The organism is Halobacterium sp. NMX12-1 (assembly GCF_040435975.1).
Taxonomy (GTDB): Archaea; Halobacteriota; Halobacteria; order Halobacteriales; family Halobacteriaceae; genus Halobacterium; species Halobacterium hubeiense.
Genome location: NZ_CP159204.1, coordinates 2,453,283 through 2,479,586, shown reverse-complemented (window position 1 = coordinate 2,479,586; position 26,304 = coordinate 2,453,283). Strand labels below are relative to the sequence as shown.

30 protein-coding genes are annotated in these 26,304 nt (G+C 69.7%); 12 read left to right on the top strand and 18 right to left on the bottom strand.

What is annotated here, in order from left to right:
* Window positions 1–18: 18 nt before the first annotated feature.
* On the bottom strand, window positions 19–780 hold the full coding sequence (locus tag ABSL23_RS14940) for a hypothetical protein (RefSeq protein WP_353634332.1): 762 nt from the start codon (window positions 778–780) through the stop codon (window positions 19–21).
* 174 nt (window positions 781–954) lie between these two features.
* A complete protein-coding gene (locus ABSL23_RS14935; protein ID WP_353635390.1) occupies window positions 955–1,941 on the bottom strand; it encodes a zinc-binding dehydrogenase in 987 nt (328 codons plus the stop codon).
* Between the two features lie 118 nt (window positions 1,942–2,059).
* Between ABSL23_RS14935 and ABSL23_RS14930 the strand changes: the two genes are divergently transcribed.
* The 3 genes from ABSL23_RS14930 to ABSL23_RS14920 are packed head-to-tail and all read left to right on the top strand — an operon-like array spanning window position 2,060 to window position 3,313.
* Window positions 2,060–2,764 carry a 5-formyltetrahydrofolate cyclo-ligase gene (locus ABSL23_RS14930; RefSeq protein ID WP_353634331.1) on the top strand — a complete coding sequence of 235 codons (705 nt, stop codon included), beginning with the start codon at window positions 2,060–2,062 and terminating at the stop codon, window positions 2,762–2,764.
* 43 nt (window positions 2,765–2,807) lie between these two features.
* On the top strand, window positions 2,808–3,044 hold the full coding sequence (locus ABSL23_RS14925) for a hypothetical protein (RefSeq protein WP_353634330.1): 237 nt from the start codon (window positions 2,808–2,810) through the stop codon (window positions 3,042–3,044).
* Between the two features lie 38 nt (window positions 3,045–3,082).
* Window positions 3,083–3,313 carry a hypothetical protein gene (locus ABSL23_RS14920; RefSeq protein ID WP_353634329.1) on the top strand — a complete coding sequence of 77 codons (231 nt, stop codon included), beginning with the start codon at window positions 3,083–3,085 and terminating at the stop codon, window positions 3,311–3,313.
* Here the strand turns inward: ABSL23_RS14920 and ABSL23_RS14915 are convergent, their stop codons facing one another.
* From ABSL23_RS14915 to ABSL23_RS14890, 6 genes are all read right to left on the bottom strand, one after another.
* Window positions 3,314–3,628 carry a cupin domain-containing protein gene (locus tag ABSL23_RS14915; protein WP_059057406.1) on the bottom strand — a complete coding sequence of 105 codons (315 nt, stop codon included), beginning with the start codon at window positions 3,626–3,628 and terminating at the stop codon, window positions 3,314–3,316.
* 25 nt (window positions 3,629–3,653) lie between these two features.
* Entirely contained in the window at window positions 3,654–3,980 is a 327-nt protein-coding gene (locus ABSL23_RS14910) for a CTP synthetase (protein ID WP_353634328.1), read from the bottom strand.
* The gene (gene guaA, locus ABSL23_RS14905) at window positions 3,977–4,894 is read right to left on the bottom strand and encodes a glutamine-hydrolyzing GMP synthase (protein WP_353634327.1); all 918 of its coding nucleotides are present in this window, start codon (window positions 4,892–4,894) and stop codon (window positions 3,977–3,979) included. The genes ABSL23_RS14910 and guaA overlap by 4 nt, the downstream gene beginning before the upstream one ends.
* Entirely contained in the window at window positions 4,894–6,534 is a 1,641-nt protein-coding gene (locus tag ABSL23_RS14900; RefSeq protein ID WP_353634326.1) for a CTP synthase, read from the bottom strand. Before ABSL23_RS14900 ends, guaA begins: the two co-directional genes overlap by 1 nt.
* A 74-nt stretch (window positions 6,535–6,608) precedes the next feature.
* Complete coding sequence (locus ABSL23_RS14895; RefSeq protein WP_353634325.1) at window positions 6,609–7,565, bottom strand: hypothetical protein; 957 nt, start codon at window positions 7,563–7,565, stop codon at window positions 6,609–6,611.
* Between the two features lie 43 nt (window positions 7,566–7,608).
* Complete coding sequence (locus ABSL23_RS14890; RefSeq protein WP_353634324.1) at window positions 7,609–8,211, bottom strand: dienelactone hydrolase family protein; 603 nt, start codon at window positions 8,209–8,211, stop codon at window positions 7,609–7,611.
* A 203-nt stretch (window positions 8,212–8,414) separates the two neighbouring features.
* On the opposite strand from ABSL23_RS14890, the gene ABSL23_RS14885 reads away from it, so the two are divergent.
* From ABSL23_RS14885 to ABSL23_RS14870, 4 genes are all read left to right on the top strand, one after another.
* Window positions 8,415–9,200, top strand: coding sequence for a PspA/IM30 family protein (locus ABSL23_RS14885; RefSeq protein ID WP_353634323.1), 786 nt, complete (start codon window positions 8,415–8,417; stop codon window positions 9,198–9,200).
* 64 nt (window positions 9,201–9,264) lie between these two features.
* Entirely contained in the window at window positions 9,265–10,293 is a 1,029-nt protein-coding gene (locus ABSL23_RS14880) for a hypothetical protein (RefSeq protein WP_353634322.1), read from the top strand.
* Between the two features lie 50 nt (window positions 10,294–10,343).
* Complete coding sequence (locus tag ABSL23_RS14875) at window positions 10,344–10,772, top strand: universal stress protein (protein WP_353634321.1); 429 nt, start codon at window positions 10,344–10,346, stop codon at window positions 10,770–10,772.
* Window positions 10,773–10,821: 49 nt separating this feature from the next.
* Window positions 10,822–12,051, top strand: a complete 1,230-nt coding sequence (locus ABSL23_RS14870; RefSeq protein WP_353634320.1) for a chloride channel protein — start codon at window positions 10,822–10,824, stop codon at window positions 12,049–12,051.
* 6 nt (window positions 12,052–12,057) lie between these two features.
* Here the strand turns inward: ABSL23_RS14870 and thrS are convergent, their stop codons facing one another.
* The 4 genes from thrS to ABSL23_RS14850 all read right to left on the bottom strand — a co-directional run bounded on the left by thrS (window position 12,058) and on the right by ABSL23_RS14850 (window position 17,082).
* Window positions 12,058–13,983 carry a threonine--tRNA ligase gene (thrS, locus tag ABSL23_RS14865; RefSeq protein ID WP_353634319.1) on the bottom strand — a complete coding sequence of 642 codons (1,926 nt, stop codon included), beginning with the start codon at window positions 13,981–13,983 and terminating at the stop codon, window positions 12,058–12,060.
* Window positions 13,984–14,071: 88 nt separating this feature from the next.
* Window positions 14,072–15,106, bottom strand: coding sequence for a dipeptide epimerase (locus ABSL23_RS14860; RefSeq protein WP_353634318.1), 1,035 nt, complete (start codon window positions 15,104–15,106; stop codon window positions 14,072–14,074).
* A complete protein-coding gene (locus ABSL23_RS14855) occupies window positions 15,103–16,116 on the bottom strand; it encodes a DUF1611 domain-containing protein (RefSeq protein ID WP_353634317.1) in 1,014 nt (337 codons plus the stop codon). Before ABSL23_RS14855 ends, ABSL23_RS14860 begins: the two co-directional genes overlap by 4 nt.
* A 63-nt stretch (window positions 16,117–16,179) precedes the next feature.
* Window positions 16,180–17,082 (bottom strand): Vms1/Ankzf1 family peptidyl-tRNA hydrolase, encoded by a 903-nt coding sequence (locus tag ABSL23_RS14850; RefSeq protein ID WP_353634316.1) that lies wholly within the window; start codon window positions 17,080–17,082, stop codon window positions 16,180–16,182.
* A 107-nt stretch (window positions 17,083–17,189) separates the two neighbouring features.
* Here ABSL23_RS14850 and ABSL23_RS14845 point away from each other — a divergent pair, with 107 nt between their 5' ends.
* Entirely contained in the window at window positions 17,190–17,627 is a 438-nt protein-coding gene (locus tag ABSL23_RS14845) for a hypothetical protein (protein WP_353634315.1), read from the top strand.
* Here ABSL23_RS14845 and ABSL23_RS14840 read toward each other — a convergent pair.
* Both ABSL23_RS14840 and ABSL23_RS14835 read right to left on the bottom strand, forming a co-directional pair.
* Window positions 17,621–18,001, bottom strand: coding sequence for a hypothetical protein (locus tag ABSL23_RS14840; protein WP_353634314.1), 381 nt, complete (start codon window positions 17,999–18,001; stop codon window positions 17,621–17,623). The genes ABSL23_RS14845 and ABSL23_RS14840 overlap by 7 nt on opposite strands.
* Window positions 18,001–18,447, bottom strand: coding sequence for a DUF2240 family protein (locus tag ABSL23_RS14835; protein ID WP_353634313.1), 447 nt, complete (start codon window positions 18,445–18,447; stop codon window positions 18,001–18,003). The genes ABSL23_RS14840 and ABSL23_RS14835 overlap by 1 nt, the downstream gene beginning before the upstream one ends.
* Before the next feature lie 87 nt (window positions 18,448–18,534).
* On the opposite strand from ABSL23_RS14835, the gene ABSL23_RS14830 reads away from it, so the two are divergent.
* Both ABSL23_RS14830 and ABSL23_RS14825 read left to right on the top strand, forming a co-directional pair.
* Window positions 18,535–18,906, top strand: a complete 372-nt coding sequence (locus ABSL23_RS14830) for a 30S ribosomal protein S8e (protein ID WP_059057390.1) — start codon at window positions 18,535–18,537, stop codon at window positions 18,904–18,906.
* A 154-nt stretch (window positions 18,907–19,060) separates the two neighbouring features.
* Window positions 19,061–19,990: a DMT family transporter gene (locus ABSL23_RS14825; protein ID WP_353634312.1), complete on the top strand. Its 930-nt coding sequence runs from the start codon at window positions 19,061–19,063 to the stop codon at window positions 19,988–19,990.
* A 143-nt stretch (window positions 19,991–20,133) separates the two neighbouring features.
* On the opposite strand, the gene ABSL23_RS14820 is transcribed toward ABSL23_RS14825, so the two are convergent.
* Window positions 20,134–22,359: a CDC48 family AAA ATPase gene (locus ABSL23_RS14820; protein WP_353634311.1), complete on the bottom strand. Its 2,226-nt coding sequence runs from the start codon at window positions 22,357–22,359 to the stop codon at window positions 20,134–20,136.
* A gap of 144 nt (window positions 22,360–22,503) precedes the next feature.
* On the bottom strand, window positions 22,504–23,226 hold the full coding sequence (locus ABSL23_RS14815; RefSeq protein ID WP_353634310.1) for a hypothetical protein: 723 nt from the start codon (window positions 23,224–23,226) through the stop codon (window positions 22,504–22,506).
* Window positions 23,227–23,299: 73 nt separating this feature from the next.
* On the opposite strand from ABSL23_RS14815, the gene radB reads away from it, so the two are divergent.
* On the top strand, window positions 23,300–24,004 hold the full coding sequence (radB, locus tag ABSL23_RS14810) for a DNA repair and recombination protein RadB (protein WP_353634309.1): 705 nt from the start codon (window positions 23,300–23,302) through the stop codon (window positions 24,002–24,004).
* 207 nt (window positions 24,005–24,211) lie between these two features.
* Here the strand turns inward: radB and ABSL23_RS14805 are convergent, their stop codons facing one another.
* Window positions 24,212–25,354, bottom strand: a complete 1,143-nt coding sequence (locus tag ABSL23_RS14805) for a CBS domain-containing protein (RefSeq protein WP_059057385.1) — start codon at window positions 25,352–25,354, stop codon at window positions 24,212–24,214.
* A gap of 74 nt (window positions 25,355–25,428) precedes the next feature.
* On the opposite strand from ABSL23_RS14805, the gene ABSL23_RS14800 reads away from it, so the two are divergent.
* The gene (locus tag ABSL23_RS14800; protein ID WP_353634308.1) at window positions 25,429–25,779 is read left to right on the top strand and encodes a lycopene cyclase domain-containing protein; all 351 of its coding nucleotides are present in this window, start codon (window positions 25,429–25,431) and stop codon (window positions 25,777–25,779) included.
* A gap of 132 nt (window positions 25,780–25,911) precedes the next feature.
* On the opposite strand, the gene ABSL23_RS14795 is transcribed toward ABSL23_RS14800, so the two are convergent.
* On the bottom strand, window positions 25,912–26,253 hold the full coding sequence (locus ABSL23_RS14795) for a hypothetical protein (RefSeq protein WP_059057383.1): 342 nt from the start codon (window positions 26,251–26,253) through the stop codon (window positions 25,912–25,914).
* Between the last annotated feature and the right edge of the window lie 51 nt (window positions 26,254–26,304).

The following is a 26,304-nucleotide window of genomic DNA, read 5'->3' as shown; positions in this document are numbered from 1 at the left end:
ACGACGGCGTCAGAAACGTTACGCGAGCGACGCGACGCTCGCGGACGTGGTCGTCTCGTTGACGACGGTCTCGTTGTCGGCGGTGTCGTCGTCCGTCGTCTCGTTGTCGGTGGTCTCGACGTCGACGGTTTCGTCGGTCACCGTCTCGTCGGTCGCCGTCTCGTTGGTTTCGGTCTCCTCGTCGTCCGACTCGTCGGCGTCGTCGGCCAGCAGGCCGCTCAGCGAGCTCCCGAGGTCCTCAACCTCACCGCCGAGGAACGACTGAATCTGCTCGTGGATGGTCGTGACCTGGTCGGGGACCTGTTCGGGGAGGTCCGTCGGCGGGCCGCGCTCGCCGGCTTCGGCCGCGGGCGCGGACGCGTTCGCGTCGGCGCTCGTGGCGTTCGTCGCGTTCACCGAGGCGTTCGTGCCGTTCTCGGCGGCGTGCGTGCCGTTCGGACCGGCGTGTGCGGGTGCGTTCGCGGCGGGACCGGCGTCGCGGTCGTCGTCGGACTCGTTCTCCTCGTCGGATTCGTCGTCAGCCGCTTCGTCCGAGTCGCCCGCTTCGTCGGCGTCGTCGGCCTCGGCCTCGTCGGCGTCGGACTCGCTGGCGTCGCCGTCGTCAGCGTCCGATTCCTCGTCATCCGACTCGCCGTCGCCGGCGTCGTCTGGGGCGTTCCCGTTCGCTTCGCCGGGTGCGTCTGTCGGTGCGTTGCCGGGGGTCGCGGCGCTGACCGCGGCGACGCCGCCGACGAGGACGGTCGCCGCGACGACCAGCGTGAGCAGCTTTGATGCGTTCATTGCGACTGGCCCTCGGAGTCCAACCCACTTCAACGGGGACAGCCGTGAAGCCGGATTTCCGCTCCGAAAGCGCGCCTAAAGCCCAATTAACTCGAATTTAATCGCAGTCGCCCCCGACTGCCCGGGCCACACCGGGGTCACGCGGGGCCGCGGGGGCGGCGCGCAGTCCGCGCCCTACTCGCGAGTGAGCACGAGCTTGCCGTGGAAGTCGCCGGCCTCGCCGCGGCGGTGGGCGTCGGCGACCTCGTCGAAGGTGTAGTAGTCGGAGACGACCGGTTCGACGGCGCCGTCGTCGACGAGCGACGCTATCTCGCGCAGTTCCTCGCCGATGCGCTCCTGTCGGTCGCCGAGCAGCACGGGGAGGATGACCAGCACGACGCCGAGTTCGAGGGAGTTGGCGTGCATCGCCGAGAGGTCCTGCGTGGAACTGGACTCGGTGGTGACGACCGTCCCGAACGGACGTACCGCGTCGAAGGCCGTCTGGATGTGGTCGTCACCGACCGGGTCGAACACCACGTCGAAGCCGCCGGCGGAAGCGTACTCGGCGGTGTAGTCGGCGACGTCCGTGGTCGTGTAGTCCACGGTCGCGTCCGCGCCGAGTTCGGTGGCGAGGTCGCGCTTCTCGGCGGTCGAGCCGGTCGCGGTGACCTCCGCGTCGAGGTCCGCCGCGAGCTGGACGCCGATGTGGCCGACGCCGCCGCTGGCGCCGTAGACGATTACCTCGTCGCCCTCGCCGACGTCGGCCTTGTCGGTGAGCATCTCCAACGCGGTGGTGGAGACGACGGGGAGCGCGGCGGCGTCCTCCAGCGAGATGGCGTCGGGAGCGGGCGCGAACGTGCCGGCGTGTCCGACGACGTAGTCCGCGAGCGCGCCCTGTCGGCCCGCGCCGCCCGGCATCCCGTACACCTCGTCGCCCACGTCGAAGGCGTCGACGTCGTCGCCGACGGCGTCCACGACGCCCGCCACGTCGCAGTGCAGGGTCGCGGGGAACGGCGGCGCGAAGTCCGGGATGTCGCCGCGGCGAATCTTGTAGTCGACGGGGTTGAGGCTGGTCGCGGCGACCTCGACGCGGACCTCCTCGGGGCCGGGCTCGGGCGTCTCGACCGTCGTCTCGGTGAAGGCGTCCGGGTCGCCGTACTCCTCGATCACGTACGCGGTCATCTGCGAGTCAGTCACGTCTGCAACCACGGGCGGCTCGGGGAAAGGGACGGCGGCGCCGGCGCGCAGTTCCTCCTCGTGAAGCCGTGGGTTCACGTCGCGCCGGCACCCACGCCCACGCATGGACAAGCAGGACCTCCGCGAGCGCGTCTGGGACGACCTCGAAGAGAGCGGCGAGGCCCGCTTCCCGTTCCCGCCCCACGGCCGCATCCCGAACTTCGCGGGCGCCGGCGACGCCGCCGACCGCCTCGCCGACACGGACGCGTGGACGAGCGCGGACGTGGTGAAGGCGAACCCGGACGCCCCCCAATTGCCGGTGCGCCGCGCGGCGCTCCGCGCGGGGAAGACTGTCTACGTCGCGGTGCCTCGCTTGCGCGACGAGGAGTGTTTCCTCCGGCTGGACCCCGCAGAGGTCGCGGACATCGACGACGCCACGACGGTCAGCGGCATCAGCGAGCACGGCGAGCCGGTCGGGCCGGAGGACGTCGAACCCGTGGACCTCATCGTCTCGGGGAGCGTCGCGGTCACGGAGCGCGGCGAGCGCGTCGGCAAGGGCGAGGGATACAGCGACCTCGAATTCGCGCTGCTGCGGGAGTTCGACCGCGCGGACGACGACACGACCACGGTGACGACCGTCCACGAGCGGCAGGTCGTCGACGACGACATTCCGACCGGCGACCACGACGTGCCGATGGACTACGTCGTCACGCCCGAGCGCGTCCTCGACACCGACGCGCCCGACGAGAAACCCGAGGGCATCGAGTGGGACGCAGTCACCGAGGAGCGCCGCGAGGAGATTCCCGTGCTCGCCCGGCTCGCCCCCTGAACTGCCCGAGATTTTAAACACGAGAGCGCCGTACTCGACGCGTATGCCGGCTTCGAGCGGCGACGACACGGACGCGAGCGCGGAGGCGGCGCTGTCGGCGGCCATCGACGCCGCGGGCGGCGACCCGGAGTGCGCGCTCTGCTCGAAGCCCGCCGACTACTTCCTCTACGAGCCCGGCAGCGTCGAGAAGTTCGTCTGCTGGGAGCACGTCAGCCCCCACTCCGCGGCCGTCGACGGCGAGGGCCAGCGGCCGGGCCGCCCGGTCGCGCTGTCGATCTGACCAGAAAGGTTTTCGCCCGCCCCAACGAGCCGGCGAGTATGTCGTTTGCCCTCCTCACGAGCCCGCAGGCCGAGATGCTCTCGGTGTTCGTCGTCGCTGGCGTCCTGCTCGTCGGGATTCCGACCGCCGGCATCTACCGAGACGCCAGCGCGCACAGCCCGCGGCCGCTCGCGTGGACCGCCGCCATGGCCATCGCGGCCGCCGTCGTCCCCCTGCTCGGCGCGCTCGGAGTCTGGATGCTCTACACGAGCGTCGAAGTGGGCCGGTAGTCAGCCCATCGGCGCCATCGTCGCCGTGAACACCGCCACGTCGTCGCTCTCGTTGCGCGCGCCGTGGGCGACGCCGCGCTCGTGGACGACCACGCCCGGTGCCTCGACGACCTCCTCGCTGTCGCCCTGCACGACGACGAGTTCGCCTTCGAGGACGTGGAAGGTGTTCGTCTGGTCGCCGTGCTCGTGTGGTTCGACTTCGGCGCCGGGGCCGAGCGCGAACGCCTTCACGAGTTCGTCCGGCGAGTAGTACAGCTCTTCCGTGACGACCTCGCCGGTCTCGGGCGCGAGGTCGGGGTAGCAATCGAGTGACACGGCAGAAGCGAGCGGCCGGACGCCCTTAGCTGTCGGGTTCCACGAGTTCCTCGGCGACCGTCTCCGGGCCGAGCAGCGCGGGGTCGACCGCGAGGTCGAGGACGCCTTTCACGAACTCCGGCATCGAGTCCGGCGTGTACGCGACGGTCTTCAGGGCCGCGTTCTGCTCGCGCGCGACCGGAATCGCGGTCGCCTCGGCGGCGTCCGTGATGACCAGCAGGTCGGCGTCCGCGACGCCGGCGTCTTCGAGGCGCTCCCCCGAGGCGACGCCCTCGATGCTGGTGACTTCCACGCCCTCGCTCTCGAGGGCGTCGACGATGCCGCGGTCTGGACCGACGACGATAGCCTTCATTCGTACTCGATGGTCGCGGGTGGTTTGTGGGTGACGTCGTAGACGACGCGGGAGACGTTGTCGATGGTCCCCGCGATGCGCGACTGGAGGCGCTGGAGGGTCTCCCACTCCAGTTCCTGGGCGCGCGCGGTCATCCCGTCGCGCGATTCGACGGAGCGGACGGCGACGACGTAGCCGTGGACGCGGTTGTCGCCCTTCACGCCGGTTGCCTTCCCGAGGACGGCGGCGAACGCCTGCCACGGGTCGTACTCCTCCAGTTCCTCCTCGACGACGGCGGTCGCCTCGCGGGCGACCTCGACCTTCTCCGGCGTGGCTTCGCCGATGACGCGCACGGCGAGGCCGGGGCCGGGGAACGGCATCCGCTCGCTGATGATCTCTTCGAGGTCGAGGTGGCGGGCGACCTCCCGCACCTCGTCCTTGTAGAGGTCGCGCATCGGCTCCACGATGCCCTCGAAGCCGACGCGCTCGGGCAGTCCGCCGACGTTGTGGTGGCTCTTGATTGTGCCCTCGCTCTCGATGCGGTCCGGGTAGATGGTGCCCTGCACGAGGTACTCTGCGTCGACCTCGTCGGCGACCGTCTCGAACTCCCGGATGAACTGCTCGCCGATGACGTGGCGCTTCTCCTCGGGGTCCGTGACGCCCGCCAGTTCGTCGAAAAAGCGGTCTTGGGCCTCCACGACGCGGAGGCTGTCCATGTAGTCGAAGACCTCCCGAATCTCCTCGGTCTCGCCCTTCCGCATCAGGCCGGTGTCCACGTAGACGGGGACGAGCTGGTCGCCGACCGCCTCGTACGCCAGCGCGGCGGCGGTAGACGAGTCCACGCCGCCCGACAGCGCGATGATGGCGGTCTCGTCGCCGAGTTTCTCCCGAATCTCGGCCTTGGCGTCGGCGACGAACTCCTCGACGTCCACCATCAGTTCACCACCTCCGCTTCCGTCTCCGTCTCGTCGACGACGGCGTCGAGCAGCCCGACGAACGGCGGGCTCGCGCGGGTCGGCCGCGACCGGAACTCGGGGTGGAACTGCGTCCCGAAGAAGAACGGGTGGTCGTCGTACTCCAGAATCTCCATGCGGTTGCCGGCCTCCCCGGAGAACGTCAGGCCGTTCTCGGTGAGGTCGTCGATGTAGTCGGGGTTGACCTCGTAGCGGTGGCGGTGCCGCTCCGTGCAGGAGGTGTCGCCGTACAGCTCGTGGGCGAGCGTCCCCGGCTGAATCTGGGTCTCGTGGGCGCCCAGCCGCATCGTCCCACCGAGGTCCTCTAAGTCGTACTGCTCGGGGAGCAGGTCGATGACGGGGTACGGCGTGTCCTCGTCGATCTCCGCGGAGTGGGCGCCCTCCCAGCCGAGGACGTTGCGCGCGTACTCCACGACCGCCAGCTGGAAGCCCAGGCAGAGCCCGAGGAAGGGCACGTCGTGCTCGCGGGCGTGCTGAATCGCGCGAATCTTCCCCTCCGTCCCGCGGGAGCCGAAGCCGCCGGGGACGACGACGCCGTCGGCCTCTTGGAGGCGCTGCTCGTGGTCGTCGTTCATCTTCTCGGAGTCCACCCAGAGGACGTTCACGTCCACGCCGCGTTCGAGGCCGGCGTGCTTGAGCGCCTCGTGGATGCTCATGTAGGCGTCCTCCAAGGCGTACTTCCCGACGAGCGCGATGTCCACCTCGCCTGTGCGCTCGCGGGTGACGAGGTCCCGCCACTCAGTCGAGCGCTCGGCCTTCGGGAGCGCGTCGTCGGCGATGTCGAACTGCTCCATCACGTACTCGTCGAGGCCCTCCTCCTCGACGACGAGCGGGACGTGGTAGACGTCCTCGACGTCCGGGTTCGAGAAGACGGCGTCGGTCGGGACGTCGCAGAACAGCGCGATTTTCTCCTTGACGTCGGGGTCGAGCTTGTCCTCACAGCGCCCCACGAGGACGTCCGGCTGGAGACCAATCGACCGGAGTTCCTTCACGGAGTGCTGGGTCGGTTTCGTCTTCTGCTCGCCCGTCTGGGAGTACGGCACGAGCGTGACGTGCGTGAACAGGATGTCCTCGTCGTCCTCCTCGTGGCTGAACTGCCGGAGCGCTTCGAGGAACGGCATCCCCTCGATGTCCCCGACGGTGCCGCCGACTTCGACGATGCAGACGTCGGAGCCCTCGGCGGCCTCGCGGACGCGCCGCTTGATGTCGTCGGTGACGTGGGGGATAATCTGGACCGTCTTCCCGAGGTAGTCGCCGGCGCGCTCGCGCTCGATGACGTGCTGGTAGACCTTCCCCGTGGTGACGTTGTGGTCGGAGGTCATGTCCACGTCGAGGAACCGCTCGTAGTTCCCCAAATCGAGGTCGACCTCCCCGCCGTCCTTCAGCACGTACACCTCGCCGTGCTGGTAGGGGTTCATCGTCCCCGCGTCCACGTTCAGGTAGGGGTCGATCTTGACGGCCGTGACGTCGAATCCGGCGTTCGAGAGGAGGCGGCCGAGGCTGGCGGCGGTGATGCCTTTCCCCAGCCCGGACATCACCCCGCCAGTAACGAACACGAACTTGCTTCCCAGTGTCGGGTCGTACCCGGTCTCCGTCGGCATACTGACCGTGCGGCGGGCGCGGCAAAAACGGTTTCGGGACGGCCGTGGTTCGCCAGCCGCTGGCACGTCCCGCCCTACGGCGAGGAGACGCCGGGGACGCCGGGTTCGCCGTCCCCGAACACGAAGTGGCCGGGGGACTCGGTGCGCCGCGAGATGGCGGCGACGCGGACGACGTACGCCGACAGCAGCGCGAACGGCGCGAGCGCGAGCACGTGGACGGCGACGACCAGCGCGTGCGTGCTCGGCAACTGAGAGAAGTGCAACAGGAAAAAGGAGACCGCCGCGATGGAGGGGACGGCGACGTAGACGAGGTTCGTCGAGAGCCCCGCGAACTCCCGGCGGAGGTACAGCGACTTGAAGTACGCGCGAGCGACCGCGAAGTACTCCAGCAGGTCCAGCGTCTCCTCGAGCGTGGTGGCCGCTTGCTCGGGGAGGTCGTCGCCGTGCTCGGCCCGGAGCCGCTGGAGGTCCTCGACCTGCCGCGCGTAGTCGAAGCGCATCGTCGCCAGCACCGCCTCCAGCGGGCGCTCGACGTCCCGCAGCCGGGCGTTCATGTCCCCCGAGGCCGCGCCGAGCCGGTCGAGGTAGGCGTCGAGGTCCGCGCGAACGTCGACGTCCGCGGGCGGCACGTCGTCCTGCAGGCGCTGCCCGCGCTCGACGATGTCCCCGGTGAGCACCTGCAGGAACCCCTCGGGGTCGGCGGGCACGTGGTCGGCTTCGACGACGGACTCCAGTTGCCGGCGGAACTCCGCGGTGTCCCGGATGCGGCCGAACTGCTGGCCGAGCGGGCTCTGCTCGCCGGAGACGAACACGGAGTTGACCGAGACGACGATGGAGACGAGCACGAAGTTCCCCGACAGCAGCGTCGTCACCAGCGGCACCGTCGTCTCGCGGCCGCCGCCGCCGAGCGTGACGAGGTGGCCGACGGGTCCGAACAGCACCGCGAACGCGGCCAGCAGCGCGGCGGCGACGGCGCGGCGGTCGCCGGTTAGCAACACCCACCGCGAGAGCGACGTCCAGCGACTCGTCATGGCCGGACCGTGAACGCGGCGCCTGATAGCGGTTGCGGCGGTCCTAGCAGGACCGCGCGAGGAAGGGGCCGACGGCCTCCGCGACGCGGTCGGTCTTCCCGACGAAGAAGTGGTCGGCGTCCAGTTCCACGACCTCGCAGTCCAGTTCGCGGGCGGCTTCCACGACCGGCTCCCAGTCCGCGGTCGTGTCGCGGGTCGCGTAGACGACTTGCAGCGGCGCCGCCACGTCCGCGAGTGCGTCCGCGGCGTTCAGCCCGGCTTCGAGTTCGGCGGTCGGCGCGAGCAGCGACACTGCACAGAGCTCGACGTCCACGCTCGCGGCGGCGAGCGCGGTTATAGACCCGCCGAAACTGAACCCGAACAGGCCCACGCGCTCGTAGCGCTCGCTCGCCCACCGGACGGCGTTCCGTGCGTCCTCGCGCTCCCCCAGCCCCTCGTCCCAGTCGCCGTAGTCGAAGCGCAGCGCCGCGACGCCGCGCTCGACGAGGAACTCCGCGACGGCGACGAGGCGGTCGTCGCCGCGGTGCCCGCGGTGCTGCGGGTGGGGCGGACACAGCACGACGCACGCCGACGCGTTCCCGTCGGGCGAATCGAGCGTCGCTTCCACGTCTCGCGCGCCCGGCACCAGCACGGTTTCCTGTTGCATACGGCGCCGTTGGCGGCCGACCGTGGTGTAGGCTGCGGTCACGAGTTCGCGGCTCCCGTTGGTTGCCGCTCGCCCGAACGTGCCCTCCCTTCGGTCGGGCACGCGACTCACGGCTCGCTCCGCTCGCCGTTCGTGGTAACGTGCTCTCACTGCGTTCGAGCACGCCGGTGAACGTTTTACGTCCAGAGCCCAAAGTCGTGTGTATGGGTATCGTGTCACGCCTCTCGTACGCGGTCCGGTCGAAACTGAACGCCGTCGTCAGTTCCGCCGAAGACCCGACGGAGACGCTGGACTACTCCTACCAGCGCCTGCGCGACGAACTGCGCGACGTCGAGAAGGGGCTGGCGGACCTCACCGCACAGAAGAAGCGCCTCGAGGTCCAGCGCGAGCGCCTCCAGCGCAACGCCGAGAAGCACGCCGAGCAGGCCCGCGAGGCGGTCCGGCAGGACCGCGACGACCTCGCGCGGCGCGCGCTGGAGAAGAAGCGACAGAAGCGCGACCAAATCGAGGAGATAGACGACCAGATTGCGGACCTCGAATCGACCCAGCGCGACCTCGAAGACGAGAAGGAGGAACTGGAGGCGCGCGTCGAGGAGTTCCGCACGAAGAAGGAGACGATGAAGGCACGCCACGAGGCCGCGCAGGCCCGGACGCGCGTCTCGGAGGCGGTCACTGGGGTCGGCGACGAGGCCAGCGAGGTGACGCGCGCCATCGAGCGCGCGGAAGACCAGACCGAGGAGCTGGAGGCGCGGGCCGCTGCGATGGACGAACTCGACGAGCGCGGCGTCCTCGACGGCCCGCTGGGCGACGACCGCGACCGCATCGACCGCGAGCTCGACGCCGAACGCGGGGACCGCGAAGTCGAGGCGGAGCTGGACGACCTGCGCGCGGACGTCCGCGGAGAAGACGCCGGCGAGCGCGACGCTGACGGCGACGAGGCCGTCGAGGCGGAGCTGGAGACCATCCGCGAGGAAGAGGAGCAGGCGTAGCCCGGCGGCTGCGGCGAGCGCTCGCGGCCCCCTCTGTTTTCCGTGCGTGCGTCGAAGGTCGCGTATGGCCGACAGCGACGAGCGCGCGCCCAGCGACCGGATGCGAGAGCGCGGACCGCACAGCCAGCGGTGGCTGTGGGTCGTCCTCGACGCGGACCGGCGACTCGTCGCGGCCGGCATCCTCGCCGTGCTGTTCGCGGCGACGGTCGCCGTCGGGACGCTGCTGCCGACGCCCGCGTTCCTGCTGTTGACCGAGGGCGACCCCCACGAGACGCTGTTCAACGCGCTCGTCGGCTCCACCATCACGGGCGTGACGCTCGTGCTCACGCTGAGCCAGCTCGTGCTCTCCCAGGAGCTGGGGGCGGCCGGCGACCAGCGCGAACGCATGGAGGGCGCGATGGCGTTCCGCGACGCCGCCAGCGACGCCGCCGGCGTCGCCGTCGCGCCGGCGGAGCCCTCGGCGTTCCTGCGCGCGCTCGTCGAGGCGACCAGCGAGCAGGCGAACGCGCTCGCGGACGCCGCGCCGGGCGGCGACGCCGGCGACGCGGTCGCGGAGTACGCCGACGCCGTCGTGGAGAACGCCCGCGTGGTCGCGAACCAGCTCGAGGGCGCGCAGTTCGGGACCTTCGAGGTGGTGCTGGCGGCGCTGAACTACAACTACTCGTGGAAGATTTACGCGGGCGAGCGCCTGCGCGCCGAATACGGCGACGCGCTCGACGACGACGCTCACGCGGCCCTCGACGACCTCCTGGAGACGCTGGAGCTGTTCGGGCCGGCCCGCGAGCACTTCAAGACGCTGTACTTCCAATGGGAGCTCTCGGAGCTGTCGCGGACGCTGCTGTACGCCGCCGTCCCCGCGCTCGGGGCGTCGATGGTGGGGCTCCTGCTGTTCGACCCCGCACAGTACCCGGGTGCGACGCTCGGCGTCAGTCACGCGCTGGTCGGGGTCGCGGCAGCGGCGACGGTCGCGGTGCTGCCGTTCGCGCTGCTGCTGGCGTACATCCTCCGCATCATCACCGTGACCAAGCGCACGCTCTCCATCGGCCCGTTCGTGCTCCGGGAGACCGAGCGAAACGCTGACATCGACGACTGAGTGCGCCGGCGCACCCGACACTTACGTGGCCGTCCACCCTACGCCGACGCATGTACGACGCGGTTCTCGTGCCGACGGACGGCAGCGACGCCGCCTCCGCGGGCGTCACGCACGGCCTCGACCTCGCCGCGGAGTTCGACGCGGTCGTCCACGCGCTCTACGTCGTCCCCGAGTCCGAGCGCGCGAGCATCGTCGGCAGCGGCGACGTCGGCGAGTCGAGCGTCGCGGCGGCCGCCGAGCGCGCCGTCGAGACCGTCGCCGCTGCCGCGGACGACCGCGGCCTCGACGCCGAGACCGAGATTCGCAGCGGGACGCCGCACCGCGAGATTCTCGACTACGCCGACGAGGCCGGCGTCGACCTCGTCGTGATGGCGACTCACGGCCGCACGGGCGTCAGCCGCTTGCTCTCCGGGAGCGTCACCGAGCGCGTCGTCCGGAACGCCGACCGGCCCGTACTCGTCGCGCGCCGGACGTCGTGACGCCCCGAATCGTAAGCTACGTCCCCGCTCCGGGCGTCGGACCGGCGTGATGGACCAGCGTCGGTTCTCGAAACTGCTCGGCTGTGCAGCCGTGCTCGGCGTCGCGGTCGGCCTCGTCGCCACGGGGTTCCGGATTGCGTGGCTGGCTGCCAAGCACGCGCTCTGGCACACCTTCGAGGCAACCTACTGGCGCATCCCGGTCAGCGTGGCGGCCGGCGTCCTCATCGGCGCCATCCTCTACAAGACGTACTACCCGGGCGCGCTCGCCGCGCTCGTCCGCCAGTTCCACGACGAGGGCAGCGTCCCGCTCGCGGAGAACGTCCCCACAGTCCCGGTCGGCTTTATCGGGCTCATCGCGGGGCAGAACGCCGGCCCGGAGGGCGTGATGAGCGTCGTCGGCGGGAGCTTCGGCACGCAGGCCGCGGAGACGTTCGGCGTGCCGAACGCCGAGAAGCTCCTCACGCTCGCGGGGATGGGTGCGGGGTTCGGCGCCATCCTCGGCGCGCCCATCGGCGGCGCGCTGCTGTGGCTGGAGCTCCCCCACGAGCGCGGGCTGGAGTACTACGAGGCCATCATCCCGACGTTCGTCGCGAGCTTCGCGGGCTACCTCACGGAGGCTGCAATCGGCGGCTTCCACCTGTTCCCGACGTGGCACGTCTCCGCCGTCGCGCCAATCTCGGGCGGCCAGTTGGTCGCCGCGGCCGCAGTCGCTGTCGTCGCCATCCCGTTCGGCGCACTCTACACGACCATCTTCGACGCCGTGGGGCGGCTGTTCAACCGCTGGTCGCCCGCCATCTACGTCCGCACGACCGTCGCCGGCCTCGCCATCGGCCTGCTCGGCTACGCGCTCCCCCTGACGTACTTTTACGGCGGCAGCAAGATGAACCAGCTCGTCGGCGCCGACCTCGGGCTCGGGGTGCTCGTCGCGACCCTGCTTGGGACGATGGTCGCGGCGGCGTTCACCATCAACGGCAACTGGATCGGCGGGCTCATCGTCCCGCACATGTTCATGGGCGCGGTGCTCGGGCTGGCGGCGTCGACGGTCGTCCCCGCGCTCCCGCCGATACTCTCGATGCTCGCGGGGATGGCCGCGTTCAACGCCGTCGTCACCGGGACGCCCCTGTCGTCGGCGCTCATCGCCATCGCGCTGACCGACGGCGCCAGCATCACGCCCGTCTTCCTCGCGGCGCTGGTCGGGTTCGTCGGCAGTCCGCTCGTCGGCTTCCTCCAGACGGCGGCGCCGCGCCGCGAACCGCCGAACTTCCACGTCGGCGACTAAAAGGGATTACTCGCCGACGAAGTCCGGTTCGGTGCGCTTCTGTTCGACTTCGCTGTCGAGGTGGTCGAGGAACGCGTCGAGGTCGACGTCGTTGCGCTCGCGCTCCTGACGGTCGCGCACGGAGACCGTTCCGGCCTCTTCCTCGTCGTCGCCGAGGACGAGCATGTACGGGACGTTGTCGTCGTGGGCCTGCTGAATCTTCCGGCCGACGGTCCAGTCGCGGTCCTCGACTTCCACGCGGTAGCCCTCCAGTTCGTTCTTCACGCGGTGGGCGTACCCGAGGTTGTCGTCGGTCACGGGGAGGATGCGGACCTGCTCGGGCGCCAGCCACGTCGGGAAGCGGCCGTTGTAGTGCTCGATGAGCACCATGAAGAACCGCTCGTAGCTCCCGTAGAGCGCGCGGTGAATCATCACCGGCTGGTGGGCCTCGTTGTCCGAGCCCGTGTACTCGAGGTCGAAGCGGTCCGGCATGTTGAAGTCCAGCTGGACGGTCGGGCCGTCCCACGTGCGCCCGAGCGCGTCCTCGAACGCGAAGTCCACTTTCGGCCCGTAGAACGCGCCGTCGCCGGGTTCGAGGTCGTAGTCGACGTTCTGCTGGTCAAGCACGTCCCGGAGCTGGCTCTCGGACTGCTCCCAGATTTCGTCGCTGCCGACGGACTTCTCGGGGCGCGTGGCGAGCGCGACCTCGTAGTCGAGGTCGAAGGTGTCCAGCACCTCGAAGATGAGGTCCATGATGCGCCGGACCTCCTCCTCGATCTGGTCGGCGCGAGCGAACACGTGGCCGTCGTCGATGGTGAACGCCCACACCCGGCTGAGTCCGGAGAGTTCGCCGCGCTGCTCGCGGCGGTACACCTTCCCGTCCTCGAAGTACCGCACGGGGAGGTCGCGGTAGCTCCACGAGGACTGGTCGAAGATGGTGGCGTGGCCCGGGCAGTTCATCGGCTTCAGGCCGTACTCCTCGTCGTCGACGTCCATCAGGAACATGTCGTCGACGTAGTTGTCGTAGTGCCCGGACTGCTTCCACAGCTCCGTCCGGAAGAGGTGCGGCGTCTCGACCTCGTCGTAGCCCATGTCGCGGTTCAGCTCGTGGACGTAGTCCGAGAGCTCCCGCAGCACGGTCTTCCCGTTGGGGTGGTAGAGGGGCAGACCGGGGCCGGTGACGTCCGGGATGGAGAACAGGTCCATCTCGGAGCCGAGCTTCCGGTGGTCGCGCTCCTTGGCCTCCTCGCGTCGCTGGAGGTACTCCTCCAGACCGTCCTCGGTGGGGAACGCCGTGCCGTAGACGCGCGTGAGCGTCTCACGGTCCTCGTCGCCGCGCCAGTACGCCGCCGAGGTCTCCAGCACTTCGAAGCCGCCGATTTCGCCCGTGGAATCGACGTGCGGCCCCTGACAGAGGTCCTCGAAGCCGTCCTGCCGGTAGAAGCTCACGGGGTCCTCGCCGGCCGCCTCGGTGTCGAGAATCTCGCGCTTGAACGGGTTGTCCTCGTACTTCTCGACGGCCGCCTCGCGGTCGTACTCGACGCGCTCGACGTCGTAGTCGGCCTCGATGATGTCCTCGGCCTCCGCTTGAATCTCTTCGAGGTCGTCGGCGTCCAGTTCGACGTCGGCGATGTCGTAGTAGAACCCCTCGTCGGTGTACGGCCCGATGGTGAGTTTCGCGTCGGGGTGGTGGCGGAGCACGGCCTGCGCGAGCACGTGCGCGGCCGTGTGCCGGAGGACGTCGAGGTAGTCGTCGGAGTCCTCGGTGACGATTTCGATCTCGCGGTCCTCCGTGATGGGTTCCTCCTTCGCGACGAGTTCGCCGTCGAGTTTCCCGGCGACTGTGTCACGGCCGAGGCCGGCCCCAATTTCGTACGCTACGTCCTCGACCGTCGCCCCGGACTCGACGTCGAGCGTCGCGCCGTCCGGGAGCGTCACAGTAACGGTGCTCATGCTGTCCGTTAGTTCGCCCGGAGGCACCCATAAGCCTGTTGAGACGGTGCGAGCGCGTGCCGCACGCCCGGAAGATTCAAACCGCGCGTCAGGCCTCTCGCGCGCCCGTCCCCGCTCGCTCGACGGCCTGCAGGTCCACGTGGCCGGCAGGCATCGGGACGCCGTCGAAGTCGTCCTCGGCGAGCAGCAGCGACCCGTCGAGGTCCGCGTAGTCCAAGAGGGGCGCGAGGTGTGCGGCGGCCGCGATGGAGGCGTTGGACTCTATCATGCACCCGCACATGACTTCGAGGCCGTGCGCGCGAGCCGCGTGAATCAGGCGCTTGGCCTCCCGGAGCCCGCCGGTCTTCATCAGCTTCAGGTTCGCGATGTCGCAGCGGTCCGCGACCTCGGGCACGTCGCTGGCGACGACGCAGGACTCGTCGGCCGCGATGGGGAGCGGCGAGCGCTCGTAGACGTACTTCAGGCCCTCGCGGTTCTCGGCGGGCACGGGCTGCTCGACGAACTCCACGCCGTAGTCCGCGAGCCACTCGATGTTGCGGACCGCTTCTTTCGGCGTCCACGCCTCGTTGGCGTCCACGCGGATGGTGGCGTCGGGCGCGGTCTCCCGGACCGCCGCCAGCAGCTGTTCGTCGCGGCTCGTGCCGAGCTTGACCTTCAGCGTGCCGTAGCCTGCCTCGACGGCCTCCGCTGTCTTCCGGCGCATCGTCTCCTCGTCGTCGATGCCGATGGTGAAGGAGGTGTCGAGCGTGTTCGCGGCGTCCAGCCCCCAGTAGCGGTACAGCGGGAGGTCGGCGCGCTTCGCGGCGAGGTCGTGGCACGCGATGCTGACCGCGGCGCGCGCCGCGGGGTTGTCCGCGACGACCTCCCGCATCCCGGTCTCGATGCGCGCGAGGTCGTGGGGGTCGTCGGCGCGCTCGACGACGGCCAGCAGTTCCGGCATGACGGCCTCGACGGTCCCGGCGGTCTCCCCGTAGTGGGCCGAGGGCGCGGCGCCGCCGACGCCGACGTTGCCCTCGTCGTCCTCGACGCGCACGACGACGTTCGCGGCGGTCTCCTGCGTGCCGCGCGCGATAGTGAACGGGTGTTCCAGCGGGAACTCGCGGCGCTCGAACTCGGCCCTCATCGAATCACCTCCAAGACGGTGTCGGGGCCGAACCGCACGGGGTCGTCGGCGGGCGCGTCGATGGCGTCCCCGAAGTTCGCGACCGCCTCGCGGGCGGCCTCGTTGTCGGCGACGCCGCGCGTGTTCAACATCCCGCCGATTACGTCCGCGTCGGCGACCGGGCCGGCGAACGATTCGTAGCGGTCCACGAACGATTCCACGGGCGGGAGTTGCTGGTCGTAGCCGTGCACGGAGTCGCGGCCGGCCTCGTGGCAGAGCACGAGGTGGTCGGGCTGGGCGCCGTGGACGATGCTCGCGGTGACGCCCGAGTACGCCGGGTGGACGATGCTCGCCTGCCCCTCCACGAAGACGTAGTCGTGGTCCGCGCCCGCCTCCAAGACCATCCGCTCGACCGCGCCCGCGGCGAAGTCCGAGACCACGCGGTCGATGGGGATGCCCTCGCCCTCGATGAGGATGCCGGTCTGGCCGGTCGCGACGAACGCCGCGTCCAGCCCCTCCTCGCGGGCGGCCTCGTACAGCTCCCGAGTGGCGGTCATCTTCCCGACCGAGCAGTCCGTGCCCACGGTCGCGACGACCGTCGCGTCCACGCTGTCCGCGACGCCGTCCGCGACGCCGAGGTCCTCGGGGGGCTTCCGCACGTCCCAGAGTTCGGCGCCGTGCTCGGCGGCGAGCTCGGCGAACTCCTCGTCCTCGCCGAGGAAGTAGTGCAGGCCCGAGTAGACGTCACAGCCGCGTTCGAGCGCGTTCCGCACGTCCGGCCGCCACGACGCCTCGAACGCGCCGCCGATGGGCGAGATGCCGATAATCAGGGCGTCAACGTCGTCGGGCACGTCGCTCATCGACGCCACCACGGGCGCGTCCTGCACGTCCGGCACGTGGTCGCTGACGCGCGTGCCGTCGTTGTCCCGGTCCAGCACCGCGACGACGTCGTAGTCGGCGTACCGGAGGACGCCCACCGCGGTCTTCGCGCGGTCGGGGAACTTCTCGTGCGCGAGGAGTGCGACTTTCATACGACGACGGAGGCCCGCCGCCGCCTTAAGCGTGCAGTCGCGGGCAACCCGGGCACCGTCGAGTCACAGCAGCGACAGCGGCACTGTCCAGAACGTGTCGTGGGCGTCGTCGAGCGCGGCCTCGGGCTTCCCGGTGGCGTCCACGGCGGCGGTGGCGTCGGCATCGAACTCGTCCAGTAGCGTGCCCTCGCCGACGACGAACACGCGCTCGGCCTCGACACCTTCCAGCGCGCGCTGGCACTTCTGGAGGTGTTCGCTAATCTGGCTCTCGCGGCGGCGCTCGAAGCGGTCCTGCGAGAAGCCGCCCTTCGAGTGCTTTCCCTTCACGTCGCTCTCGAACCCCTCGAAGCGGACGCGCTCGGGCTGCGGACCATCACCGGAATTGGCGTCGAAGACACCCAACGCGAACAGGTCCGCGCGAACGACGGCGAGCGCGTACCGTCCGGCCGGCGCGAGCCACTCGCGTTCGACCTGCACCGTGGAGTCCCACGTCGCGAACGCCGCCGGCGGGTTCGGCGGGCGGAGCGCGGCAGAGAGCAGGCCTTCTCGGTCGCGGACGACGAGACAGGGCGCGGCGCGCTCGACGAGCGGCGCGCGGTCGCCGAACGCCTCCCGCACGTCCTCGGGCGGGTCGTTCGGCACGTACGCCGTGAGCACGCCCTCCTCGGTGCTCTCGACGCTGTCGAGGAGTCCGACGACGCGCTCGCGGCGCTCCCCGCGGAGGTCCCGTCGCCCCCGGAACTCGGGGCCGCCGTCCTCGCCGCCCTGCCGCTGGACGCGGTCCTCAAGCTCCGTGACCTTGTCTTCGAGTTCGTTGACGCGCTGCTCGGCTTCCTGCCTGTCGCGGACGGCCTCGCTGCGGCGCTCGCTCTCGGCGTCCAGTTGGGCCTGCAGGGACTTCGCCTCGTCCTCCAGTTCCTCGATGCGCTCTTTCAGTGACGCGCGCCCGAGGAGTCTGTCCAGCATGGACGGACGGCGGCGTCCCGGCCGCTTAGGCGTTTCCCACCGCGCCGCCGGCCGTACCTGACGATCCGGTGACAAGATATTTGCCGGACCGCTCGTACAGTTCACTCGTGTCCTCCCTCCGCTCGGTCGCCCGCGTCCTCCTCGCAGTGCTGGGCGTCGCGCTCGTCGCGTTCGGCCTCGCCGTCGGCGTGCCGGCGCTCGGACAAGAAGGCTTCTCGGTCGGGTTCGCGCTCGGGCTCGCGGCGCTCTCGATGGCCGCCGGCGGTGCCGCGCTCGGCGCCGCCGCGCTCCTCTCGGGACGCGGCCTCCGGCCCGCACAGCGCGCCGGTCTCAAGCTCGCGGGCGTGCTGGCCGTGCTCGCGTTCGTCCTGCCCGTCGCGGGCATCTTCGTCGCGCCCGACCTCCTGTACGACCAGTTCGGCACCGCCGCGCCCGCCGCCGCAGTCCTCGGGTGGCTGTACCTCTCGCTGGGCGCGCTCGCCGTCGGTGCACTCGTCGCGCTCTGGCGCGCCGCCGAACTCGCGTACGATGCGGTCGCCTACTGAGCCGCCGTCGCCGCCGCCCCCAGCACGTCCAGCGCGCGCTTGACCTCCGCGCCCGTGTTCACGAACACGAGCAGCCGCGGCGGCTGGCCGCCCACCGGCCGCGCGCGCAGGCCGCCGTCTTCGGCCTGCCGCTCGCCGGCTTCCAGCCCGTCGTACAGTTCCACTCGCGCGCGGTCGGGCTGGACGTAGACGCTCGCCAGCCGCTCGCCGTCGAGTTCGACGTCGTAGGCGTGCGCGCCGTCGGTGGTCGCTTCCACGTCCGGGTCCGCGTTCGTCACCGCGAGCGCGCCGTAGGGCGCGTTCTCGTGGCCGGTGACTTCGCTCGACAACAGTTCCGCCAGCCGCTTGCCGTCCGTCTCGGTGTTCTCGACCATTATCCTTCGAGTTCCTCCCGTGCCTTCGTCGCGGCGCCGTCCACCTCGACGCCCTGCCGGCGCGCGTACACGACCGCCGCCGCGTCCGCCGTCACGCCGAGTTCCTGCTGGAGCTGGTTCACGGCCGCGACCGTCTCCTGTCGGTCGTGACCCGCCTCCACGACGGCGTCGAGCGCGCGCTCGAACGCCGACCGCTCCTGGAACAGCGACGCGTCGGGCGTGAAGTCCTCGGGAATCTCGACGTCCTCCGGATCGAAGTCCGCCACCAGTTCGCCGTCTGCGCGCTCGACGAGGCCCTCGCCGGTCGCGACGTCCAGCAGGCGCTTGGCCTGGTCGGGGCTCATCCAGTCGCGGTCCAGCGACAGCGCCACCACGAACGCCTGCTCTGGTATCCTGCGCTTGCCCTTCTGCTTGAACGGCGCGGCGACCGCGACCCGGAGGCTCATGGAAACGGCGACGGCGGCGACGCCGGTAAAACCCGCTATTCCCGTCCAACCGAGCCTTTCAAGTGCGTCCTGCGCCACTTCCCGGGTATGCAATACCAAGGCCGCTCCAAGCGCTCGAAGACCGGCGCGCGACTCCGCCCCCAGAGCAAGAAGAAGAAGTCCAAGACGGGCCGCTCGCCCACGGAGACGACCGTCGGCGACCAGCGCTTCCGCACCGTCGACGCGCGCGGCGACAACGAGAAGGTCCGTGCGCTCTCCACGAACGTCGCCAACGTCGCCACCGACGACGGCGCCGTCCGCGCCACCATCGAGGACGTCGCCGAGAACGGCGCGAACCCGAACTACGCCCGCCGGAACATCATCACGAAGGGGGCCGTCATCGAGACGGACGCCGGCCGCGCCCGCGTCACCTCCCGTCCCGGTCAGGACGGACAGGTCAACGCGGTCCTCGTCGAGTAATCCCGTCTTCTCTCTCCGTCTTCTCGCGCCGCCCAGCCGCTGCTGAACGCGGCCGGGCCGGCGAGTGTGCCGTCGTGCCGGTTCAGCCGAACTTATCCTCGCCCGCGTCGTACCACGACCACACTCGAATGTCTGCCGCACGCTCTCCGTCGCCATGAACGCCGGTCGCTACCTGCACGCGGGGCTGTTCGTCCTGCTCGCCGTGCTGTGGGGGTTTTCGTTCGTCGCCATCAAGACCGGACTGGGCGCGCTCCCGCCCGTGTTCTTCGCCGCGCTCCGGTTCGACGTCGCGGTCCCCCTCCTGTTGGCGTACATCGCGTGGCACTACGACACATGGGTCCCGCAGAGCCGCGCGGACTACGCCGGCATCGCGGTTGGCGCGCTCGCGCTCATCGCCGGGAACAACGGCTTCCTGTTCCTCGGCCAGCAGTCGATTACGCCCGCCGCCGCGTCCGTGATGTACGGCCTGAATCCGCTACTCGCGCCCGCGTTCGCGTTCGTCCTCCTCGACCAGCGCCTCGACGCCGTCAGCCTCGGCGGCATCGCCGTCGGGCTGGTCGGCGTCGCCATCATCGTCCAGCCGTCCCCGGAGACACTCACGTCGGGGTCGACCGTCGGCCAACTGCTCGTGCTCGCCGCGGCGGCGTCGGTCGCGCTCGGGAGCGTCCTGTTGCGCCGCGTCGATGCCACGCTCGACAGCATCCCGCTGACCGCGTGGGCGATGGCGCTCGGCGCCGCGATTCTCCACGCCGTGAGCGTCGGCCTCGGCGAGTCGGCGGCCGGCACCGTCGTCACGACCCCCGTCGTCTACGCGGTGCTCGTCTTGGGCGTCCTCTCGACGGCCGTCGCCTACCCCATCTTCTTCGTCCTCATCCGCCGCATCGGCCCGGTCCGCACGAACCTCGTCGCGTACGCCGTCCCCATCTTCGCCGCCATCACGTCGTGGATTCTGTTCGGCACCGGCGTCACTCCCTCCACCGCCGTCGGCTTCCTCGTCGTCGTCACCGGCGTCGCCGTTCTCGAACGACAGGTCGTCAGAGAGGAACTCGGCCGCGCCTACCAGCGAGTCAGCCCAACGGCGTAGCTGTGCCGTAGCGGCACGAGAAGCATACGCGCGGCTCCGCCGCGCGTTTCACCGCGAGCCGGAGGCTCGCGGGAAGTTTTTAGCGTAGCTTTTTGCAAGCGGGGGTGCGCCGCAGGCGCACCCCCCGCAGTAAAAAGGTCCGACTACTGGAACCCGATGTGGCCGCCCTTCTCGCGGCTGGTCTCGGGGTTCTGACTGCCCTTGAACTGTTCTTCGACGCGGTCGTAGTAGTCCATGAGGTCTTCCGTGACGGTGGGGCGGACGTCCTCCATGCCGCGGCGGAAGTGGCGCATCTCGACTTCGTCGGCGTCTTCGTCCTCGCGGAGCGCTTCGATGGCGGCTTCGCGGGTGATGTTCGCGAGGTCGCTGCCGACGTAGCCGTCAGTGACTTCGGCAAGTTCGCGGAGGCTGACGTCGGGCGCGAGCGGGATGTCCTGGGTGTGAATCTTCAGAATCTGCTCGCGGCCCTCGACGTCGGGCTGGCCGACTTGGACGAGGCGGTCGAAGCGCCCCGAGCGGATGAGCGCGGGGTCGATGATGTCGGGGCGGTTGGTCGCGGCGATGACCATCACTTCCTCCATCTCTTCGAGGCCGTCCAACTCCGTCAGCAGTTGGTTGACGACGCGCTCGGAGACGTTGTTTCCGACTTCCTGCCCGCGGCCGGGTGCGAGGCTGTCGAGTTCGTCGAAGAAGATGACCGTCGGGGAGACCTGGCGGGCCTTCCGGAACGTCTGCCGGATGGCCTTCTCGGACTCGCCGACCCACTTCGAGAGCAGCTGGGGGCCGCGGACGCTGATGAAGTTCGCGTTGGTCTCGTTGGCGACGGCCTTCGCCATCAGCGTCTTCCCCGTTCCGGGCGGGCCGTACAGCAGCACGCCGGCGGGCGGGTCGATGCCCATGCGGGTGAACTTCTCGGGCTGATTGAGCGGCCACTCGACGGCTTCCTTGATGTCCTCTTTGGCCTCGTCGAGGCCGCCGACGTCGTCCCACGAGAGCTTGGGGAGTTCGACGAGGACTTCCCGCATCGCGGAGGGTTCGACCTCGTTGAGCGCGCCCTTGAAGTCGTCGCGCTTGACGATCATGCGGTCGATGAGGCTCGGCGGGATGTCCTCCTCGTCGAGGTCGATCTCGGGGAGGTAGCGCCGGAGCGCGCGCATCGCGGCCTCCTTGGTGAGGCTCTCGATGTCCGCGCCGACGAAGCCGTGGGTGTCGTCCGCGAGCGACGAGAGGTTCACGTCGTCGCTGAGCGGCATGCCGCGCGTGTGAATCTTCAGAATCTCCTCGCGGCCGACCTCGTCCGGCACGCCGATCTCGATCTCGCGGTCGAAGCGGCCGGGGCGGCGGAGCGCGGGGTCGACGGCGTCGACGCGGTTGGTCGCCGCGATGACGATGACCTGCCCGCGGCCCTCGAGGCCGTCCATCATCGTCAACAGCTGGGCGACCACGCGGCGCTCGACCTCGCCGGTGACGTCCTCGCGCTTGGGCGCGATGGAGTCCAGCTCGTCGATGAAGATGATGGAGGGCGAGTCCTCCTTGGCGTCCTCGAAGATTTCTCTGAGTTGCTGTTCGCTCTCCCCGTAGTACTTGGAGATAATCTCGGGGCCAGCGATGGAGAAGAAGCTCGCCGACGTCTCGTTGGCGACGGCTTTCGCCAGCAGCGTCTTCCCGGTGCCCGGCGGGCCGTGCAGCAACACCCCCTGCGGCGGCTCGATGCCGAGCTTCTGGAAAATCTGGGGGTGTTTCATCGGGAGTTCCACCATCTCCCGGACGCGCTGAATCTCGTTCTCTAAGCCCCCGATGTCCTCGTAGGTGATGCCCCCGCCGGTGCGCTCGAAGCCGCTGATGGGCTCCTCGCGGAGTTCGACGTCCGTGTCCTCCGTGATGAGACAGACGCCCTCCGGCTCGGTCTCGACGGCGATGAGCGGGATGGCCTGCCCGGGCGAGCGCATGAACGGGTGGTTCGTGCTACTCATCACGGGCACGATGTCCCGCGAGACGACCGGGCGCTTGAGAATCTGGCGTTTGACCATGCCGGCGGCGTCGCTGCCGAACTGGACGCTTGCGTCCTCCGGCGGCGCAAGCACGAGCCGGTCGGCCTTCTCGGCGTCGGCCTTGCGAATCTTGACGCGTTCGCCGATGCCGACGTCGGCGTTCTGTCGCGTGAACCCGTCGATGCGGATGGTGTCGGTGTTCCAGTCCTGCCGGTCGGCGCGCCAGACCTTCGCGGCGGTCGTCTCGGCACCCTCGATTTCGATGATGTCTCCCGGGCTGAGCTTCAGGTGCAGGAGCGTGTCGGGGTCGAGGCGAGCGATACCCCTGCCCGAGTCGTTCGGGTAGGCTTTCGCCACCTCAAGTTGGACTTCGTTCATGATTGGAGGCTACGGCGGATGTGTGCGAATCCGGCGTCGTAACGGAAGTACTTTCCGCCACACCTCACCGTGGCTGTCAACGACTAACACACGAAGGCAGAAAGGCGTGCCGTCTCCCGTTCGTTCTGCCGGAACCGGAGCCGGTCACGCCTCGCGGTGCTTCTCCAGCGCTTCCTCCAGCGTGAGTTCGCCGCGCGCGACCCGCCGCGCCAGCTTTTCCGTGATAGTTCGGTTCTCCTCGCTCTCCTCCCGCGAGCGGCTCTTGATGACCTGAATCTCGCCCTCCGTCGGCTCGATGGTCCGGCCCTCGATCTCCTCGCCCGCCATCAGCGCGATGTTCGCCGCCGCGAGCACGTCGCCCATGCCGCGCGCCCCCGACCCGAGGTACGGCGTCGTCCCCGTCTCGTCGACGAGTTCCACGCGCACGTCGTCGAGGGCGTCGATGATGCGCGCGCCCTCCAGTCGCGCGCCGTCCCCCACGCGCACCACGGCGTCGTCCTCCCCGGCGACCTCCTCGCGCACCACCTCCGCGGCCCGCTCGATCGGCACCTGGAACGCCGAAACGACCATCCCGCCGCGCAGCACCGCGATGCCGGGACGCGTCCCCGGGTCCACGCCGACGACGGTCCGTCCCTCGCCGCCCCGCAGGTAGACGAGCGCCTCCTCGACAGTCTGCCGGGCGTGCTCGGCGTCCGCCACCACGACCGGCACCTCCGCCTCGATGTCTTCACCCGCGGTGATGACGACCGCTGCCCGGTCCGGAATCTGCTCGCCCGGCTCGACCGTCGTGAACGCCACGTCCCTGTCGCGTAGCTCCTCGACGACCTCGTGGTACACTTCGAAGTCCGCCGTCGCGACGACTATCACGGCTGGAGGTGCGCGTCCGCGCGCCAAAAACACACCGGGGGTCTTTTGCCCGAGAGCAACCAACCCGCGAGTAGTGAGCGACGACACCCACATCTCGACGGGCTGTGCCGCCCTCGACGACCTGCTCGGCGGGGGCGTCGAGCGCGGCACCGTCACGCAGGTCTACGGCCCGCCGGCCGCCGGCAAGACGAACGTCGCGCTCTCGACGGCCGTCGAGGTCGCCGCCAGCGGCGGCACGGCCGTCTACATCGACACCGAGGGGCTGTCCGTCGAGCGCTTCGACCAGCTCCTGCAGGCGCGCGCCGACGACCCCGAGGACGCCTCCAGCCGCATCGTCCTCTCGGACGCCCACGACTTCGAGGAGCAGGCCGAAGCCGTCCGCGACGCCGCGGACTTCGCCGAGCGCGCGGACCTCGTCGTGCTGGACTCCGCGACCGGCTTCTACCGCCTCGAACGCGACGCCGACGACGGCGGCGACGCGCTCCGCCGGGTCGCCAACCAAATCACGCACCTGCTGTCGCTGGCGCGCAAGCACGACCTCGCGGTCGTCGTGACCAATCAGGTGTTCACGGACGTGGACAGCGACAGCGACCGCGTCCGCCCGCTCGGCGGCCACACGCTCAACCACTGGACGGGCGTCGTGATGCGCGTGGACCGCTTCCGCGGCGGCAACCGCCGCGCCACCCTCGAAAAGCACCGCTCGAAGCCCGAGGGCGAACACGCCCGCTTCAAAATCACGGACACGGGCATCGAGGGCGTCGAGAGCGACCAGTACTGACTGCCCGGCTCTGCCCATTTAGATTATCGCACAAGCATCCGCGAGCCGAGTGGTCTGACAGACCCGAGGCGAGCGGTTCACCGCGCGACCGAAGGGAGCGCGGGCCGACGACTGAGCGGAACGGAGTGGAGCGAAGGAGGAGTGCTTTTTCCGCAAGTTTTGCCCGGGAGGGCGCCTTCGGCGCCCTCCCACAGCAAAAAGTGCGTTTTAGAGCTGATTCAGTTTCCGGAGGAGCTGGCCCTTGTACTCCTCGTCGCGCTCGACGCCCTTGTGTTCGAGGACGTTGCGTTCGAGGGTGTCAAGCGCCATGTAGAAGGCGTTGTCAGCGCCGTAGCCCTCGCCGGTGCCCGCCATCTGACCCTTGTTGGTGCGGAGCCGAATCTGGGTCTGGATGAGCGGCGTCCCGCGGAGCTTCTCCTTGTGCTTGTGGAGTCGCACGTGCGCGTGGTGGACGTTCATGTCGCTGTACTTGTTGGCGACGTCCTCGATGCGCTCTTGGACTTCCTCGCGGGTGAGCGCGTCCAGCAGTTCGATGTTCGTGATCTGGACGTCCATGCGCTCCTCCTCGGTGTAGGAGAGCGCGCGTAGCACGTCCGTCTTCGTCAGCACGCCGCCGACGACGCGGTCGTCGTCCGCGGGCGTGACGACCAGCCCCGAGTAGTCGTCTTCGAGCATCGTCTCGACGGCGTCCTGCACGGAGTCGTCGATTGTGACGGTCTCGACGGGGCTGGACATCACGTCGTAGACCGGGAGGTCGAGCATGCGTTCGACTTCGCCGCTGCGGTCGCCGCGGGTGGTCTTGGACATGTCGCGGACGACGAAGTCCACGACGTCGTGGACGGTGACGACGCCCGTGAGGAAGCCGTCCTCGTCGACGACCGGCAGCCGCGAGATGCCGTGCTCGCGCAGCCGGTTGATGACGGTGCCCATGTTGTCGTCCTCCTCGACGGTGATGACGTTCTCGCTGAAGATTTGGCCGACCGTGAGCGCGTCGAGGCTGTCGATGACGGCTTCGAGGATGGCGTCCTCGGTGACGATGCCCCAGAGCTCGCCGGCCTCGAAGACGGGCGCGATCTTCGTGCCGCCCTCGACGAGCATCCGCGCGGTGTCGCGGACGTCCTCGGTGCGGTCGACCTTCGGCGCGGGCACGGTGAGCGCGGCGATGCGCGTGTCGTCCTCGATGTGCGACCCCAGCAGTTGGCGCTCCGTGATGACGCCCTCGTACTGGCCGGCTTCGGTGACGATGATGCCTTTCGGGTTCTCCTCTTCGAAGATAGAGCGGGCCTTCCCAAGTCGTTGTTCGGCTTCGACCTCGATGTAGTCGTTGGTCGCGATGTCAGAGATATCCATGGGCCTTCAAGTGGAACGTCTCGGACCAGCGCCTTCAACCTTGTTGCGGCCCTCAGAATCCCGGATTCCCTCCCATGGTTTTGGTGGTCGAGCACGTAGCGTGCGTCGTGCTACCGCTTGGCGTTCCCGACGTCGGCGCCGTCTTCGGCCCGTACACGTACCTCGCCTCCGAGGTCGCGTTCGGCGCGCTCGCCGTCGCGCTCCTCTACCGTGCGGGCGCGCTCCGCCGCGCCGGCGTCACCGTCGCCGCGCTGTACCCAGTCGCGTACGTCTGGGACTGGTACACCCTCACCATCGGCGTGTTCGCCATCCAACTCCGCACGGGCGTGGACTTCCTCGGCATCCCCGTCGAGGAGCACATCTTCATGGTGGTCGTGCCCGCGCTCGTCGTCGCGTTCCACGAGACCATCCACGGGCAGGACTGAAGTCGGTGGCCGTGCTATTACTCACCATGGGAGACCGCGCGTGCTGGCTGGCGTTCTGTCCGGACTGCGACGCGCAGGTGACCGTCGTCGACGAGGAGTGCCCGGACTGCGGCGCACCACTGGAAGACTGACTCAGTCCTCGTCCGCGCCGAGGACGGCCCGGAAGCGCGCCTCGTCGAACGGCGTCGAGGCGTCCCGCGGGACGCGCACGTAGACCTCGCTGTCCCAGGGGTTGACGCGGCGCAGCTCGCGGACGACGCGGCACGGCACCGAGTACGACCCCGCGTCGCCGCGCACCGTCAGCGTCGCGTCAGCGTCCGCGGGCGGCGCGTCGAGGTCGAGACTCCGGGACTCGTAGACCGCGCCGTAGGCCGCCTCCCGGGTCGGCAGCCGCTCGACGTCGAACTCGCTCGTCGTGTCCGTGCCGTCGTCGTGGCTGACCGTCAGGACCGTCCCCGGCGCCTCGATGCCCATACCGGAACGGGGCTCGCGAGTACGATAAGCGATGCGTCCCGTGGGCGGCGT

What these genes read in the sequence shown, in the direction of transcription:
- ABSL23_RS14795 (WP_059057383.1), bottom strand. Translation starts at nt 26,253, where the DNA reads ATGGGCATCGAGGCGCCGGGGACGGTCCTGACGGTCAGCCACGACGAC.
- ABSL23_RS14860 (WP_353634318.1), bottom strand. Translation starts at nt 15,106, where the DNA reads ATGAGGGCCGAGTTCGAGCGCCGCGAGTTCCCGCTGGAACACCCGTTC.
- ABSL23_RS14900 (WP_353634326.1), bottom strand. Translation starts at nt 6,534, where the DNA reads ATGCCGACGGAGACCGGGTACGACCCGACACTGGGAAGCAAGTTCGTG.
- ABSL23_RS14940 (WP_353634332.1), bottom strand. Translation starts at nt 780, where the DNA reads ATGAACGCATCAAAGCTGCTCACGCTGGTCGTCGCGGCGACCGTCCTC.
- ABSL23_RS14855 (WP_353634317.1), bottom strand. Translation starts at nt 16,116, where the DNA reads ATGAAAGTCGCACTCCTCGCGCACGAGAAGTTCCCCGACCGCGCGAAG.
- ABSL23_RS14870 (WP_353634320.1), top strand. Translation starts at nt 10,822, where the DNA reads ATGGACCAGCGTCGGTTCTCGAAACTGCTCGGCTGTGCAGCCGTGCTC.
- ABSL23_RS14875 (WP_353634321.1), top strand. Translation starts at nt 10,344, where the DNA reads ATGTACGACGCGGTTCTCGTGCCGACGGACGGCAGCGACGCCGCCTCC.
- ABSL23_RS14835 (WP_353634313.1), bottom strand. Translation starts at nt 18,447, where the DNA reads ATGAGCCTCCGGGTCGCGGTCGCCGCGCCGTTCAAGCAGAAGGGCAAG.
- ABSL23_RS14930 (WP_353634331.1), top strand. Translation starts at nt 2,060, where the DNA reads ATGGACAAGCAGGACCTCCGCGAGCGCGTCTGGGACGACCTCGAAGAG.
- ABSL23_RS14910 (WP_353634328.1), bottom strand. Translation starts at nt 3,980, where the DNA reads ATGAAGGCTATCGTCGTCGGTCCAGACCGCGGCATCGTCGACGCCCTC.
- ABSL23_RS14820 (WP_353634311.1), bottom strand. Translation starts at nt 22,359, where the DNA reads ATGAACGAAGTCCAACTTGAGGTGGCGAAAGCCTACCCGAACGACTCG.
- ABSL23_RS14925 (WP_353634330.1), top strand. Translation starts at nt 2,808, where the DNA reads ATGCCGGCTTCGAGCGGCGACGACACGGACGCGAGCGCGGAGGCGGCG.
- ABSL23_RS14800 (WP_353634308.1), top strand. Translation starts at nt 25,429, where the DNA reads ATGGTTTTGGTGGTCGAGCACGTAGCGTGCGTCGTGCTACCGCTTGGC.
- ABSL23_RS14850 (WP_353634316.1), bottom strand. Translation starts at nt 17,082, where the DNA reads ATGCTGGACAGACTCCTCGGGCGCGCGTCACTGAAAGAGCGCATCGAG.
- ABSL23_RS14895 (WP_353634325.1), bottom strand. Translation starts at nt 7,565, where the DNA reads ATGACGAGTCGCTGGACGTCGCTCTCGCGGTGGGTGTTGCTAACCGGC.
- ABSL23_RS14920 (WP_353634329.1), top strand. Translation starts at nt 3,083, where the DNA reads ATGTCGTTTGCCCTCCTCACGAGCCCGCAGGCCGAGATGCTCTCGGTG.
- thrS (WP_353634319.1), bottom strand. Translation starts at nt 13,983, where the DNA reads ATGAGCACCGTTACTGTGACGCTCCCGGACGGCGCGACGCTCGACGTC.
- ABSL23_RS14825 (WP_353634312.1), top strand. Translation starts at nt 19,061, where the DNA reads ATGAACGCCGGTCGCTACCTGCACGCGGGGCTGTTCGTCCTGCTCGCC.
- ABSL23_RS14935 (WP_353635390.1), bottom strand. Translation starts at nt 1,941, where the DNA reads ATGACCGCGTACGTGATCGAGGAGTACGGCGACCCGGACGCCTTCACC.
- ABSL23_RS14890 (WP_353634324.1), bottom strand. Translation starts at nt 8,211, where the DNA reads ATGCAACAGGAAACCGTGCTGGTGCCGGGCGCGCGAGACGTGGAAGCG.
- guaA (WP_353634327.1), bottom strand. Translation starts at nt 4,894, where the DNA reads ATGGTGGACGTCGAGGAGTTCGTCGCCGACGCCAAGGCCGAGATTCGG.
- ABSL23_RS14840 (WP_353634314.1), bottom strand. Translation starts at nt 18,001, where the DNA reads ATGGTCGAGAACACCGAGACGGACGGCAAGCGGCTGGCGGAACTGTTG.
- ABSL23_RS14880 (WP_353634322.1), top strand. Translation starts at nt 9,265, where the DNA reads ATGGCCGACAGCGACGAGCGCGCGCCCAGCGACCGGATGCGAGAGCGC.
- ABSL23_RS14885 (WP_353634323.1), top strand. Translation starts at nt 8,415, where the DNA reads ATGGGTATCGTGTCACGCCTCTCGTACGCGGTCCGGTCGAAACTGAAC.
- ABSL23_RS14830 (WP_059057390.1), top strand. Translation starts at nt 18,535, where the DNA reads ATGCAATACCAAGGCCGCTCCAAGCGCTCGAAGACCGGCGCGCGACTC.
- ABSL23_RS14805 (WP_059057385.1), bottom strand. Translation starts at nt 25,354, where the DNA reads ATGGATATCTCTGACATCGCGACCAACGACTACATCGAGGTCGAAGCC.